This is a genomic window from Moraxella sp. CTOTU46934 (assembly GCF_031979465.1).
In the GTDB taxonomy this organism is placed as follows: Bacteria; Pseudomonadota; Gammaproteobacteria; order Pseudomonadales; family Moraxellaceae; genus Faucicola; species Faucicola tetraodonis.
The window spans coordinates 163,387-179,067 of the sequence record NZ_DALZEG010000003.1 but is presented as its reverse complement, the minus strand read 5'-3'; the positions used below and the strand labels follow the sequence as shown (position 1 = coordinate 179,067).

The 15,681-nt window shown below is 43.8% G+C and carries 8 protein-coding genes; 7 read left to right on the top strand and 1 reads right to left on the bottom strand.

Features of this window, described 5'->3' with window-relative positions:
* Window positions 1-400: 400 nt before the first annotated feature.
* The 4 genes from gyrA (at window position 401) to RTN07_RS04455 (ending at window position 9,372) form a co-directional block, all read left to right on the top strand.
* Window positions 401-3,229: a DNA gyrase subunit A gene (gyrA, locus tag RTN07_RS04470; protein ID WP_312176117.1), complete on the top strand. Its 2,829-nt coding sequence runs from the start codon at window positions 401-403 to the stop codon at window positions 3,227-3,229.
* Window positions 3,230-3,401: 172 nt separating this feature from the next.
* The gene (locus RTN07_RS04465) at window positions 3,402-4,097 is read left to right on the top strand and encodes a glutathione S-transferase (protein WP_312176114.1); all 696 of its coding nucleotides are present in this window, start codon (window positions 3,402-3,404) and stop codon (window positions 4,095-4,097) included.
* Between the two features lie 280 nt (window positions 4,098-4,377).
* Window positions 4,378-7,191 carry a pyruvate dehydrogenase (acetyl-transferring), homodimeric type gene (aceE, locus tag RTN07_RS04460; protein ID WP_312176111.1) on the top strand — a complete coding sequence of 938 codons (2,814 nt, stop codon included), beginning with the start codon at window positions 4,378-4,380 and terminating at the stop codon, window positions 7,189-7,191.
* Between the two features lie 81 nt (window positions 7,192-7,272).
* Window positions 7,273-9,372: a 2-oxo acid dehydrogenase subunit E2 gene (locus tag RTN07_RS04455; protein WP_312176108.1), complete on the top strand. Its 2,100-nt coding sequence runs from the start codon at window positions 7,273-7,275 to the stop codon at window positions 9,370-9,372.
* A gap of 103 nt (window positions 9,373-9,475) precedes the next feature.
* Here RTN07_RS04455 and ppsA read toward each other — a convergent pair whose 3' ends face one another.
* Window positions 9,476-11,842, bottom strand: coding sequence for a phosphoenolpyruvate synthase (gene ppsA, locus RTN07_RS04450; RefSeq protein ID WP_007116643.1), 2,367 nt, complete (start codon window positions 11,840-11,842; stop codon window positions 9,476-9,478).
* 446 nt (window positions 11,843-12,288) lie between these two features.
* Between ppsA and ppsR the strand changes: the two genes are divergently transcribed.
* The 3 genes from ppsR (at window position 12,289) to rsmG (ending at window position 15,624) form a co-directional block, all read left to right on the top strand.
* Entirely contained in the window at window positions 12,289-13,173 is an 885-nt protein-coding gene (gene ppsR, locus RTN07_RS04445) for a posphoenolpyruvate synthetase regulatory kinase/phosphorylase PpsR (protein WP_007116642.1), read from the top strand.
* A gap of 109 nt (window positions 13,174-13,282) precedes the next feature.
* Entirely contained in the window at window positions 13,283-14,977 is a 1,695-nt protein-coding gene (sthA, locus tag RTN07_RS04440) for a Si-specific NAD(P)(+) transhydrogenase (RefSeq protein ID WP_312176106.1), read from the top strand.
* Window positions 14,977-15,624, top strand: a complete 648-nt coding sequence (gene rsmG / locus RTN07_RS04435; protein ID WP_312176104.1) for a 16S rRNA (guanine(527)-N(7))-methyltransferase RsmG — start codon at window positions 14,977-14,979, stop codon at window positions 15,622-15,624. Before sthA ends, rsmG begins: the two co-directional genes overlap by 1 nt.
* Window positions 15,625-15,681: the final 57 nt, after the last annotated feature.

The window sequence follows — 15,681 nt, the reverse complement described above, 5'->3', positions numbered from 1 at the left end:
TTTATCAACAGGCTTTGTCATTAGACAGTTTGATATCGAGCCTCAGATTTAATCTGATTATTTTATAGCTTGTAAAAATAACTGGTAAAGTTTGGGCAGTTTGCCATGGGGGTAAAATAACACCCATTAAAGCATGATATTTTGATGTTACCGTCGACATTTGGCGGTGGGTTAACTGCTAAATCATGCGTTTTATGCTATAATTATTCCTTTTTACTATCCTAAAAATATTAAGTCATCTGTGTTACTTTTCTAAAAGTTTTGATTGGGTTTTTTTGCAACTTTTGGTCAAAATTGCGCATTGCTTTTAAACGCATGGTTGTTAACTTAGCTATCGCCTTGAAAAGTAAAATAAATAAGATGACTCGTATATTTAAGTAGCTTGATAAAAGGAGCGTGCATGTCCACCGATTCCGTTAGCCCCATTGGCATCGTCGATGAATTAAAACAATCTTATCTCGACTATGCCATGAGCGTAATTGTCTCCCGTGCTTTACCTGATGTGCGTGATGGGCTGAAACCTGTTCATCGCCGTGTGTTATACGCGATGCATGAATTATCAAACGACTTTAACAAACCTTACAAAAAATCGGCGCGTGTGGTCGGTGATGTTATCGGTAAATACCACCCGCATGGCGATACTGCAGTTTATGACGCAATTGTGCGCTTGGCGCAGCCGTTCTCAATGCGCTATATGCTCATCGATGGTCAAGGTAATTTTGGTTCAGTGGATGACGACCCCGCCGCAGCGATGCGTTATACCGAAGTGCGCATGCAAAAACTGACCCACCAAATGCTGGGTGATTTGGATAAAGACACTGTGGATTGGGAGCCAAACTATGATGGCTCGGAGCAAATGCCAAGCGTCATGCCAGCCCGTATTCCAAATTTGCTCGTCAATGGTGCCACAGGGATTGCGGTGGGTATGGCGACCAATATGGCGCCACATAATTTGACGGAAGTGATTAATGCCTGTTTGGCCTATGCCGATGACCCGCACATCTCTGGTGAAATGCTCATGCAGCATATCACCGGTCCTGATTTCCCAACAGGCGGTATTATTTATGGTCGCTCAGGCATTGTCGATGCTTATCGCACCGGTAAAGGTCGCCTGCATTTGCGCGGCAAATATCACATCGAACCGATGAGTGAAACGGGCGCCAATAAAGAACGTGAACGTATTGTATTTACCGAGATTCCGTATCAAACCAATAAAGCAAAATTGATTGAAAAAATCGCAGAATTGGTACGCGATAAAAAACTTGAAGGCATTAGCGAGATTCGTGATGAGTCAGATAAAGATGGCATGCGTATCGCCATTGACTTAAGACGCGGTGAAAACGCGGAAGTCATCGTTAACAATTTATTTATCCAGACGCCTTTAGAATCGAGTTTTAGCATTAACATGGTTGCCTTAGATGAAGGTCAACCTAAAATCATGACGTTGCGTGATTTAATTGCCGCCTTTGTGCGTCACCGCCAAGAAGTCGTCACTCGCCGTACTATTTTTGAACTCAGAAAAGCGCAGGCGCGTGGTCATTTGCTCGAAGGTCTTACCATTGCTCTTGCCAACATTGATGGTATTATTGACACTATCAAGGCATCGGCAAACCGCCAAGAAGCCCGCGATAACTTACTAACCAATACTTGGCAGTCAGGTGGCGTGATTGCCATGTTAGAGGCAGCAGGCAGTCATTCGATTCGCCCTGATGTGATTGAAGGCGAAGACCTAAACGCCCCATATGGCCTGATTGATGACAACCAACATTATCGTCTATCGCCTGACCAAGTCAATGCTATTTTGGATATGCAGCTGCACCGTTTAACAGGGCTAGAGCAAGACAAGCTACAGCAAGAATTCAAAGAAATCTTGGCACTCATTGCGCAATTACAAAGCATTTTGGATAACTTTGACCAATTAATGCAAGTCATCAAAGACGAATTAATCCAAATCCGTGAGGATTTTGGCGATGCACGCAAAACCCAAATCGTCGATAGCCGCAGTGACTTTAGTCGTGCAGATTTGATTCCTGAACAGACCGTTGTGTTGACTGTTTCACGCACCGGTTATGCCAAAACCCAGCCTATCAGTGACTACATCGCCCAAAAACGCGGGGGTAAAGGAAAGTCAGCCACTGCCATGAAAGCAGATGACGTCATTGACCATATGGTGGTCACATCGACGCACAACAACGTGATGATTTTTACCGATCGGGGCCGTGTGTTTGGGTTACAAGTGTTTGAAGTGCCTATTGCCAGCCGTGGTTCGCGTGGCCGTCCGATGGTCAATCTAATTGCATTGGATGCCGATGAAAAAGTCACCGCCATCTTGCCTGTGACCGAAGACGACAAGCAAAATGACAATAGCTATGTGTTCTTTGCAACCGCATCGGGTATGGTAAAACGCGTCCAATTGTCACAATTTAAAAACCTTCGCGCCAACGGACTTCGCGCTGTTGAACTTAACGACGGCGATAACTTAATTGGCGTTGCCATTACCGATGGCGAGCAAGACATCATGTTATTTTCCAATGAAGGTAAAGCGATTCGCTTTAATGAAAGTAAAATCCGTGCGATGGGTCGTACCGCAAAAGGGGTACGCGGTATGCGGGTGACGCTACTGGCCAATCAAGGTATAGAAGACGAGGACACCGAGCTTGAAGACGATAGCCAAGATGACCAAGACAATGACAGTGTCGTTGCGGTTAGCCGTGTGGTGTCGTTGGTTGTTGCGCCGCAGCAAGGCGAGATTTTATGTGCTTGTGAGCGTGGCTTTGGCAAACGCACACCTGTCTCTGATTTCCCTGTCAAAGGTCGTGGCGGTAAAGGCATTATCGCCATCAAAACCACGGCGCGTAATGGCGAGCTGGTGCAGGCATTAGCGGTAACCGATGCCGATGATATTGTGCTGATTTCTGATGCAGGCACGCTGGTGCGTACACCTGTCGGACAAATCGCGCAAACAGGTCGTAATGCGCAAGGCGTCACCCTGATTCGTATTTCACAAGATGAATCATTGGTTTCCATCGCTTTGGTTGAAGGCGGTAGTGAAGACGAGCTGGACGAAGATATTGTAGCGTCAGAATTAGCTGACAATATCGCGCAAGATGGTACTAAGTTACAAAACAGTGCGGATTTGCACAGCGCTGATTTACAAAACATCGAGTTGTCTGAAGCCTTGCAGCAAGATGGTTTACTAGAAGCCGATGCACAACAGCTAGATGACTAATTTGTAGCCTTGCTATTTATAACCTCGCTTTATCAAACCAGCTTATCAATCAATAAGCTGGTTTTTTTCGATCAATTCTACAATTTCGCAACAGCCAGCAAGTTTAAAGCCTTATAAAATTTAAAGTTACTTTGTTCCAACAATCCTATTACATTAAAAGACGAGTATACCCATGTCAAAACTGCATCTACATCACCTTGAAAAATCACGTTCATTCCGAATTCTTTGGCTATTAGAGGAATTAGAACTGCCTTATCAGTTGACTAAGTACGAGCGCCATCATGGTTTGGCGCCCAAGTCTTTGCAAAAAATTCACCCGATGGGTAAGGCACCTATCCTGCAAGATAATGGAAAAACGCTGATTGAATCAGCCAATATCATTGAGTATTTGATTGACAACTATGACCATCCAACCGACCAGCAAGATGCACAGCCAATCTCACAACTGGTGGTGAATAAAAAATTTCGCCCAGATTATGGCAGTGAGGCGTATGAGCAGTATCGATATTGGCTGCATTTTACCGAAAGCTCGTTGATGCCCTTGCTTATTATCCGACTAATATTTGCTACCATGATAGAAAAATCACCGATAGGTATCAAACAAGTGGCAAAATTACTCAAATCGGGGATAGACAAATCTTACCTGAATCATTCATTAACCGAACAGCTCAAAATGCTAGATAAGCATTTGGGAAATAATGAATGGCTGGCTGGCAACCAATTTAGCGGCGCTGATATACAGCTTGAATTTGCCATAAACGCCATGCATGAAACCCATAGTTTAGAGGCAAAATACGCCAATATTCACAATTGGCTAAAAAAATGCCAAGCTCGCCCAGCTTATCATAAAGCGGTTGATAAGTGTTGATGGTTGACTGTCAAGCGACTTAACGCTTTTATTGCTTTACCTTGTCGATAAATTTACTAGGCGGTCAGAAAAAACAGTTGTTTTTTTCACCTTTATTTCATAGCTAAATACCTATTAAAAATTAGCGAAAATACATAAATATTGTTTTCATGTAAAATATTGCTATCGCTATTTATAACAATGTTTTGTGTGTAATAGTTGAATACTTTGAGTCGTTTACAACCTAGCTCCATTCTAGGTTATTTCCATGGATGGATGCCATTGCCAGAAGGAACGAAAAATGCAATATCAGTATTTTAAAGACCCTGATAGTCAAGAAACCCAAGAATGGCTTGACGCCTTTGATTCGGTGATCAAGTCAGTGGGAAAAAAACGTGCCACTTTTTTACTAAAAGCCATCTATGATAAGGCGGTACAAGAAGGGTTACGCGTTAATCGCCTTGACACCGCTTATATCAACACTATTCCTGTAGAAGATCAACCCTCGTATCCCGGTGATTTAACCCTAGAGCGTAAAATTCGCGCTATCATTCGTTACAATGCGGTGGCGATGGTGATGCGTGCCAACAAAAATGACGACGACTTAGGCGGTCATTTAGCGACGTTTGCCTCAAGCGCAACGTTATACGAAACAGGTTTTAACCATTTTTGGCGCGCAGCGAGTGAAAGCTTTGGCGGTGATATGATTTATTATCAAGGTCACGGTTCGCCAGGGATGTATGCTCGCTCATTTTTAGAAGGTCGATTGACTGAAGAGCAGCTGACGAATTTTCGCCGTGAAGTAGGCGGCAAGGGGCTATCTAGCTACCCACACCCTTATTTGATGCCTGACTATTGGCAGTTCCCAACCGTTTCGATGGGTTTAGGCCCCATTATGTCAATTTATCATGCGCATGTGCACCAATATCTTGAAAATCGTGGCTTGATTCCAAAAGAAGGTCGCAAGATTTGGGCATTCTTGGGCGATGGTGAAACCGATGAGCCAGAGAGCTTAGGTGCTATCTCACTAGCCGGTCGCGAGAACCTAGAAAATCTGATTTGGGTGATTAACTGTAACTTACAGCGTCTAGATGGTCCGGTACGTGGTAACGGTAAAATCATCCAAGAGCTTGAATCTGTGTTTCGCGGTGCAGGCTGGCGGGTAATTAAAGTCATTTGGGGTGGTAAATGGGATACGCTTCTAGATAAAGACCATACAGGCGCGCTCAAACACCGTATGCTTGAGACCCTCGATGGTGAATACCAAGTGTATAAAGCGCGTGATGGTAAATTTGTCCGTGATTATTTCTTTGGTAAATACCCAGAACTTGCTGAGATGGTCAAAGATTGGACTGACCAAGAAATCCAAAATTTAGACCGTGGTGGTCACGACCCGATGAAGGTGTATGCCGCATTTAGTGAAGCCATGAAAGCCAAAGGTCAGCCGACAGTGATTTTGGTTAAAACCGTCAAAGGTTATGGCTTATCTAACCAAAGCCAAGCGGTCAACAAAACCCACCAAATCAAAAAACTCGAAATTGACTCATTAAAATACTTCCGTGATCGTTTTGATTTGCCATTTACCGATACTCAGCTTGAAGAATTGCCGTTTTATCGTCCTGATGAAAATTCTGCTGAAATCCAATATCTGAAAGGTCGCCGTCAAGCACTGGGCGGACATTTGCCCAATCGCCGTAGTGGTCATATTCCACTGGATGTACCAGGATTGGAGATTTTTGACAAATTACTACAAGGTAGTGCAGGCAAAGAACAATCTACCACCATGGTATTTGTACGCTTGCTAGCGGCACTGCTAAAAAATAAAGCGCTGCAAGAGCGTGTGGTGCCGATTGTGCCTGATGAAGCCCGTACTTTTGGTCTTGAAGGTATGTTCCGCCAATTGGGTATCTACTCGGCCTCGGGCCAAAATTATACCCCTGAAGACCATGAAGCCTTGATGGGTTATAAAGAAGCCAAAGACGGTCACATGCTGGAAGAAGGCATTAATGAAGCGGGTGCGATGAGTACTTGGATTGCGTTAGCGACCAGTTATTCAACCAATGCGTTACCGATGATTCCTTTTTATATCTATTACTCCATGTTTGGTTTCCAACGCGTCGGTGATTTAGTTTGGGCCGCAGGCGATATGCAGGCGCAAGGGTTCTTGCTTGGCGGTACTGCAGGTCGTACCACACTCAATGGCGAAGGCTTACAGCACCAAGATGGTCATCAGTTGATTTTATTTAATACGGTGCCAAACTGTGTCACTTATGACCCATGTTATGGTTATGAGCTAGCGGTGATTGTACAAGATGGTCTGCGCCGTATGTATGGTGAAGGCGAACGAGTTTTCTATTATATCACCTTAATGAATGAAAACTATGAGCAACCAGCCATGCCAACAGGGGTCGAAGAAGGCATCAAAAAAGGCATGTACTTGCTCAAAGATAATGGTTCAAAACAAGTGCAATTGCTGGGTTCGGGCGTGATTTTACGTGAGGTTGAAAAAGCCGCACAAATTCTCGCTGAAGAATTCAACATCAATGCCAACGTGTGGAGTGTCACAAGCTTTAATGAACTCACCCGTGAAGGCATGGCATGTGATGAGTACAATCGTTTGCACCCACTAGATGAACAGCGTACGCCTTGGGTTACTGAACAACTTGCGCAGCATGAAGGCATTGTAGTCGCCGCCACCGACTATATGCGCATTTTCTCTGAACAAATCCGCGCCTACCTACCAGACAGTCGACCGTATGCCACCTTAGGTACCGATGGTTTTGGTCGTTCGGATAGTCGCCGCCAATTACGTAGTTACTTTAAAGTGGATGCCGCCCATATTGTGGTGGCAACGCTCAAACTATTGGCAGATGAAGGTGAAGTTGATGCGCGTTTGGTCAAAGATGCGATTAGTAGCTTAGGTATTGATGCCGATGCTTCACCTGCTTGGTATCCTCAAGTACAAATCGACCATTCCCCAGATGCCCCAGCAATTTTAGGCGCGCATCCAAAACCTGTACCAACCTTGGTTGAAGAGGATGATGAAGCCATTTCAGCAGACGGCAAAGCAGAAGATAAAGCCGATGCGCCAATTCTTAACGACAAACCTGAATAAGAGAAATTAATAGTAGGTAATCAGCCACGTATTAGCGGCTGATTGCTCACTTAGTAAAAATAAAAATTTAAGGATAAACCCATGGAAATCAAAGTTCCCGACTTAGGCGTTGATAGCGCTGAAGTCAGCGAAATTATGGTCAAAGTCGGCGATGTCATCAATGTGGACGATAACATTGTCTTATTAGAGTCTGACAAAGCCTCTGTGGAAGTACCTGCAACATCAGCAGGGACTATCACAGCGATTAGTCTTCAAATCGGCGATAAGGTCAAAGAAGGTGATGTGATTCTCACCATCGATACTGCAGGCAATAGCCAATCCAACACTGCACCTGTAGAGCAGCCGGCGCAACAGACAGACCAACAAGCAGCCCAATCTAACGAAGCTAAAGAAATTAAAGAAACTAAAGAGGCTAACGCGACTTCATCGCAAGCGCCGTCTATGGCTGCGCCAAATCAATCACAGCCCACATCAGCTGAAGCAACCTATACATTGCCAGATTTGGGTGTCGATAGCGCAGAAATTAGTGAGTGGTTGGTCAAAGAGGGCGATACTGTCACTGCTGAACAACCGCTGGTATTGGTTGAGTCGGATAAAGCATCGGTCGAAGTGCCGGCACCTGTCAGTGGAAAGGTTGTCAAATTCTTAGTCAACACAGGTGATACGGTCGCTAATGGTCAGGATTTTATCGTGATGGCCTCCCAATCAGCTACGCAACAGTCATCATTAGCCAGTGACTCATCAGAACAAGCTGCCAGTCAAGCCAATTCAGCCGCAAACCAAAATGAACCACCTGCTCAAACGGTATCAGTCGCGCAATCACCCACACCCGCTGGTAAGCAAACCTTTGGTTTGCCCGATCTTGGGGTAGAGTCGGCACAGATTAGTGAATGGATGGTCAAAGTAGGCGATGAAGTCACAGCCGAACAACCATTGTTGTTGGTAGAATCTGATAAAGCCTCGGTGGAAGTCCCCTCACCAGTCGCCGGTAAAGTGGCTGAATTACTGGTTAACGCTGGCGATACCGTCACCAATGGTCAAGACTTTGTTGTGATTGAATTGGTGGGGTCAGTGCAATCAGCGTCAAGTTCAGCTTCACAGCCGCAAGCGACCACCAATACTGCTCAGCAAGCAGTCGCTAAAACGCAAAATACCGCGCCGACTTCAACTAATAGCGCCAGTACATCATCTAGTCAGTCAAGTTCGCAGTCAAAACTGTCTGAAGCGCAAATCAATGCCAAAAACGCCGCGGTTTATGCAGGTCCTGCGGTGCGCAAACTTACGCGCCAATTGGGTGTTGATGTCAGTGAGGTGACTGGCACGGGCGCTAATGGGCGTATTGTCAAAGAAGACGTGTTTGCTTATGTCAAAAATACAATAAAAGCGGTTAGTACGCCCGCAGCAGCAAATAATATCTCTGCGCCAACAGCGGCTCGCTCAGGATTACCTAATTTACCCGATATGAGTAAAACGGAAATTTGGGGAGAAATTGAGCGCCAAGATTTGACCCGTCTACAAAAAGTCTCAATTCCGCAGCTTAATTACAATACCTATTTGCCACAAGTGACCCAGTTTGATTTGGCAGATATTACCGATGTTGAAAAATTGCGTGGTGACCTAAAAGATGAGATGAAAAAAGAAGGGGTGAGTCTAACTATTCTGGCTTTCATCATGAAAGTAACTGCTTACGCGCTGATGCAACATCCAAAATTTAACAGCCATTTAAGCGATGACAATACCCAAATTATCATCCGTAAATCTGTGAATTTAGGCTTTGCCGTCGCAACCGAGGATGGTTTGACGGTCCCTGTCATTCAACGTGTAGAGCAAAAAGGCATCAAGCAACTGGCGATTGAAATTGGTGAACTTGCCAAAAAAGCACGTGATAAAAAACTATCTGCCAAAGAGTTAACCGGCGCGTCATTTACGATTTCAAGTCAAGGCAATCTTGGCGGTACTTACTTTACGCCGCTGGTCAATTGGCCACAAGTTGCGATTTTAGGCGTGAGTGAATCTAGCATTCAGCCACGTTGGAATGAGACTAAAGGCGAGTTTGAGCCACGTTTAATGCTACCGTTGTCATTATCGTATGACCACCGTGTGATTAATGGTGCGGACGCTGCGGTATTTACCCGATATATTGCAAAATTACTAGCAGATCCACGCCGCGTGTTGTTATAAATTGCAGCGCAAAAAAACCTAGCGTGTCATGTGCATGCTGGGTTTTTTAATGCCCAAAAAAAGCCCTTAGTCAAAACTAAGGGCTTTATGAATGCCAACAAGCTTATTTTTCGGTTTTTGCTAAGAAGAACCAAGTGTCTAACACCGAATCCGGATTCAATGAAACAGAAGTAATACCTTGTTCCATTAACCACATCGCTAGGTCTGGATGGTCAGAAGGGCCTTGTCCACAGATACCGATATACTTGCCTTGTGCGTTACAGGCATCGATAGCCATTTTCAGTAGTTTTTTAACCGCTGGGTCACGTTCATCAAATGATTGAGATACGATACCCGAATCACGGTCAAGACCAAGCGTTAACTGGGTTAAATCGTTTGAGCCGATTGAGAAACCATCGAAGTATTGTAAAAACTCTTCTGCTAACAAGGCATTGGTTGGCAACTCACACATCATGATGACGCGTAAACCGTTTTCACCACGTTTAAGACCATTTTTCTCAAGCAGTTCTAGTACTTTACGTGCTTCTTCTGTGGTACGTACGAATGGAATCATAATCTCAACGTTGGTTAAGCCCATTTCATCACGAACACGTTTTAATGCACGACATTCTAATTCAAAGCAGTCACGGAAATTTTCTGACACATAACGGCTGGCACCACGGAAACCGAGCATTGGGTTTTCTTCAGATGGTTCGTATAGTTTACCGCCGATTAAGTTTGCATATTCATTCGATTTAAAGTCAGACATACGTACGATAACTTTCTTATCTTTAAATGCGACCGCTAGGGTTGAAATACCTTCAACCAATTTATCAACGTAGAAGTCAACCGGTGAAGCATAACCTGCCATACGCTCTTGAATCGCTTGTACGATTTCGCGTGGTAGGGTGTTCATGTTAAGCAGTGCCTTTGGATGCACGCCAATCATACGGTTGATGATGAATTCTAACCGTGCTAGACCCACCCCTTCATTAGGGATTTGGGCAAATCCAAAGGCGCGGTCAGGGTTACCGACGTTCATCATAATTTTAAATGCCAAGTCTGGCATTGACTCAATTGAGTTGTTTTGGATTTCAAAGTCCAATTGACCTTCGTAGATATAACCGGTATCACCTTCTGCACAAGATACAGTGACTGCTTGACCATCGGTCAATAGGTCAGTGGCGTTACCACAACCCACGATGGCAGGGACGCCCAATTCACGCGCGATAATTGCCGCGTGGCAGGTACGACCACCACGGTTAGTGATGATAGCAGCGGCACGTTTCATGACGGGTTCCCAGTCTGGGTCAGTCATATCAGACACAAGGACGTCACCTTCTTGTACTTTATCCATTTCATGGATTGAGTTGACCACGCGTACAGTACCTGCGCCGATACGTTGACCAATTGAACGACCTTCACAGATGACATCGCCTTTTTCTTTAAGGATGTAACGCTCCATGACATTTTGGCTTTCACGGCTTTTTACTGTCTCTGGGCGTGCTTGCACAATGAATAATTTGCCACTGTCACCATCTTTTGCCCATTCGATATCCATCGCATGACCATAATGTTTTTCGATGATTAACGCTTGTTTGGCAAGTTCAACCAATTCTTCATTGCTCAGTGAAAATTGGTTGCGTTCTGCTTTGTCTACTGGGACTATTTTGACTGATTTGCCCGCTGAGTGCTCGTCCGCATAAACCATTTTTTGTTGTTTGCTGCCGAGGTTACGACGAATTACCGCAGGTTTGCCGGCATTTAACAAGGCTTTTGAAATGTAGAATTCGTCAGGGTTCACCGCACCTTGCACGACCATTTCACCCAAGCCATAGCTTGCGGTGATAAATACCACGTCATTAAAACCACTTTCGGTATCAATGGTGAACATCACACCTGAAGTGCCTGTCTCTGAACGTACCATGCGTTGTACGCCAGCTGATAAGGCAACACCTGCGTGCTCAAAACCTTTGTGAACGCGGTAAGCGATGGCGCGGTCATTGTATAAAGAAGCAAAGACTTCTTTAATAGCAATCAAGATATTGTCAATACCACGGATATTGAGGAAAGTTTCTTGTTGACCAGCAAATGAGGCGTCTGGTAAATCCTCAGCAGTCGCTGATGAACGAACCGCAACAGCGATGTCCTCGCCTTGGCTCATCTCGGCAAAAGCATCACGGATTTCTTGTTCCAAATCTTTAGGCAACTCTTGCTCAATAATCATGTCGCGGATTTTTTTGCCCGTGGCAGTTAAAGCCGCCACATCATCCACATCCAGACCTTGAAGCGCGTCTTTGATTTTGTCTTGAAGACCTGTACCGATTAAGAATTTGTTAAAAGCTTCAGACGTTGTTGCAAAACCACCTGGTACGCTTACCCCTAAATCTGTTAGGTGACTAATCATTTCACCTAATGAAGCGTTTTTACCGCCTACTTTGTCAATGTCGTTTTTGCCTAACTTGTCGAGTGAGATAACTTGTGCGTTCAAGGTGATAACTCCGTGAAATAAAGATTATTTTGAAAAGATTATAACGGTATTTCGTAGAAAATTCATCTTAAAAAATGATTTTCTAGCAAAAAATTTATAATTTTAAAAAAACTGTCAGCGATCAACAATTCAACTAAAATTTTGCTGGGATATCTTTGAGTTTAAGGGGAGAAAAAACGTAGATAAGCCTTCAATGACAATAACTGATGGCTAATTAAGGCAAATTAAGCATCGATTTGTTAGATTAAAGCCTACAAGTCACGTATAATAACAAACTCTCGACCTGTAAGACAAACGATAGTGTCGGCACTGATAACGACATTAATAGAGGACATTCACTGCCAAAAACGCAGTTAATGTGTGAGGTTGACCATCAGTATGAGTTTAAACCAGTATTAATTTAAATTAGTATGGACGCTGCTTGTCATTTTTTTGGATAATTTTTCATGACCATTGAGCAAATCAAAGCCACGATTCAAAATAAAGACGCCTTAAATTTTGCAAATTCGCAGTCGTTGCGAAGTGTGTTTTTTATCTCCGATGGTACCGCGATTACGTCTGAAACCCTAGGTCGTTCTATTTTAAGCCAATTTCCCACGGTACCATTTGAGACTCGGGTTATTCCTTATGTTGATACCCTTGATCGCGCCGATGAAGCGGTCAATCAAATCAATCTTGCCCACCAACGTGATGGGGTAAAGCCGCTAGTCTTTGATACAATCGTTGACCCTGTGATTCGTGAGCGAATCAACGGTGCAGATGCCTTTAACTTGGATATTTATGAAGGCTTAATTAGTAAAATTGCCGATGAAATCAAAGTACAACCTGCACCGCATACCGGTCATGCGCATGGGGATGTCGATTCTGAGAACTATAAATCACGTATTGATGCGGTGCATTTTGCTTTAGATAATGATGATGGCGCGCGTACCACCCATTATGATGCGGCAGATATTATTTTGATTGGGGTGTCGCGTTCGGGCAAAACGCCCACCTCTTTATACCTAGCGTTGCAATTCGGTATTCGTGCGGCGAATTATCCGTTGACTGAAGATGATTTATATGAAAATTCGTTGCCCAAAGCGTTGAAGCCCTACCGTGACAAACTGTTTGGTTTGGTGATTGACACCGATCGACTGGTAAAAATTCGTAACGAGCGCCGTGCAGGTAGCCGCTATGCAAGTTACCAGCAATGCCAGCAGGAATTGCGCGCCATTCAAGGTATTTATATTTCTCAAGGGATTCCAAATATTGATGTATCCACGATGTCGATTGAAGAAATCGCGACGCGTATTTTACAAATGACGGGGTTAAAACGTCGAATTGGTTAATGTAATCTCTTAATATACGGTTGATTTATTGTATTTTATATTCAATTTAAAAATTTTTTATTCATTATCTTTTTTATTCATTATCAAGGCTTAAAATATGGGAGCTAATATGCCAAAAAAACGGATTAATGACAAAGTCACTCAAATTCCCCCTACAAACAATGACAATGAAAACATCTGTGATGCCAATACGCAGTCAATTATTGAACTCCAAGAAAATATTACCGAAATTTTGGCAAAACCAACCAAAACTGAAATTTCGGATTCTGATAAAAAAGCCAATACCGTCAGCATCAGTGAAGACGATGATAAGGTAAAACATTTTGATGATGCATCGGTGCATTTTGATTTAATTAGCCCGCTAGATAACACCCGCATCAATTTAAAGCGTTATAAACGTCAAGATGCCGTTAGCCATGCCTATGATTATGATGCTGTCGTGATTGGCGCAGGACCCGCGGGTGAAGCAGCAGCGATGAAAATCGCCAAATCTGGGCAAAAAGTTGCCGTGATTGATCCACGCAAACAAGTGGGGGGCAACTGTACGCACGTAGGCACGATTCCAAGTAAAGCATTGCGTCAGTCAGTGTTTAATATTATCGGTAATCGCCGCGATCCTATCTTAAACCAAGGCATTGACTATCACCAAATTCCACTCAATAAAGTATTAACCAAAGCGCGCGAAGTGGTGCGTAATCAGGTAGAAACGCATACCCGTTTTTATGAGCGCAATCAAATTGACTTAATCAATGGTTGGGCAAGTTTTAAAGATACCCATACCATTCATATTGATATGAGTGATGGTACCGAGCAGGACATTACCTTTGAACAAGCCATTATTACTGTGGGTAGCCGTCCTTATCGCCCAGATTTGTTAGATTTTAGCCATCCTCGCGTGTTTGATTCTGATAAAATCCTACAAATGGATTATGTGGTACAGCGCATTATTATTTATGGTGCAGGCGTGATTGGCTGTGAGTATGCGTCTATTTTTACTGGTCTTGGCTATAAAGTAGATTTGATTAATACCCAAGAGCAGTTGCTTAGCTATCTAGATGATGAGATTTCTGACGCATTATCGCATGACTTTAGACAATTTGGCGTGTTGATTCGTAACAAAGAAGAAATTGAACGGCTAGAAACTTATGATGACTGCGTGATTTTATATCTAAAAAGTGGTAAACGCATCAAATCAGATGCTATTTTATGGTCAAACGGTCGCTCAGGTAATACCGACAGTCTCAACCTTGCCGCCATCGGACTCACCGCAAACAGCCGTGGTCAACTTAAAGTCAATGAACATTACCAAACCGATATCCCAAATATTTACGCAGCAGGGGATGTGATTGGCTGGCCATCGCTTGCATCGGCAGCTTATGACCAAGGACGCTGCGCCGCTGCCTATATGGTGGGCGATGAAAACGCACAACCTGTTCGCAGTGTGCCAACGGGTATTTATACCATTCCTGAAATTTCAAGTATTGGTAAAAACGAACAAGAATTAACCGCCGAAAAAGTGCCGTATGAAGTCGGTCAAGCTTTCTTCAAACACCTTGCCCGCGCACAAATCATCGGTGAGCGTAGTGGGGTGTTAAAAATACTGTTCCACCGTGAAACCTTAGAGGTTTTGGGTATCCATTGCTATGGCAATCACGCCTCTGAGATTATTCATATCGGACAAGCAGTGATGGAAAGTAAGGGTAGCAATACGCTAGAATACTTTGTCAATACTACCTTTAACTACCCAACGATGGCAGAAGCCTATCGCGTTGCTGCACTCAATGGTCTTAATCGGGTGTTTTAATGGCGCAGATAAATGTAAAGCTACAACCCCAGTACCTAAAATTACAACCGCAGTTGCAAAAAGCGCTATCTGAGTTAAAGTTGCCACTATCGGATGAGCAGCAATTACAGCTCCTGTACTATCTACAGCAGCTGTTATTTTGGAATAAAGCCTATAATTTGACCGCTATCAAAGATGACCAACAAGCGTTAATCAAACATATCTTTGATAGTTTATCGATTGTGCCATTTTTGCCAGCCGGTGATTTGCTAGATATTGGGACGGGTGCAGGTTTGCCAGCAGTGATGGTGGCCATTTGTCAGCCACAACGTGCGGTGACAGCGCTTGATAGTAACCAAAAGAAAATTCGCTTTATCAAACAGGTCGGCAGTGAATTGGGGTTAAAAAATCTAACACCGGTTGCCAGTCGTATCGAAACGCACGCAGGTACTTATCAAGTAATTACCTCAAGGGCGTTTGCATCACTAGTAGATTTTGTCACCCATAGTCAAAGCAAATTGGCAGACAATGGTATCATTTGTGCCATGAAGGGGGTTGAACCTGTTGACGAGATTCAAGCCCTTCAAAATGAGTGGCAAATTAACACCCAAGTGTTAACCGTACCACAGTTGCATGAATCACGTCATTTGATTTATTTGCAAAGATAAACATCCCATTTCAGCTAGTTTTACCGGTATTAGGGTTTGAAAAACTGGCTGTTTTTG

Excerpts from the sequence above, each read along its gene's own strand:
- gyrA (WP_312176117.1), top strand. The coding sequence starts at position 401 with ATGTCCACCGATTCCGTTAGCCCCATTGGCATCGTCGATGAATTAAAA.
- RTN07_RS04465 (WP_312176114.1), top strand. The coding sequence starts at position 3,402 with ATGTCAAAACTGCATCTACATCACCTTGAAAAATCACGTTCATTCCGA.
- aceE (WP_312176111.1), top strand. The coding sequence starts at position 4,378 with ATGCAATATCAGTATTTTAAAGACCCTGATAGTCAAGAAACCCAAGAA.
- RTN07_RS04455 (WP_312176108.1), top strand. The coding sequence starts at position 7,273 with ATGGAAATCAAAGTTCCCGACTTAGGCGTTGATAGCGCTGAAGTCAGC.
- ppsR (WP_007116642.1), top strand. The coding sequence starts at position 12,289 with ATGACCATTGAGCAAATCAAAGCCACGATTCAAAATAAAGACGCCTTA.
- sthA (WP_312176106.1), top strand. The coding sequence starts at position 13,283 with ATGCCAAAAAAACGGATTAATGACAAAGTCACTCAAATTCCCCCTACA.
- rsmG (WP_312176104.1), top strand. The coding sequence starts at position 14,977 with ATGGCGCAGATAAATGTAAAGCTACAACCCCAGTACCTAAAATTACAA.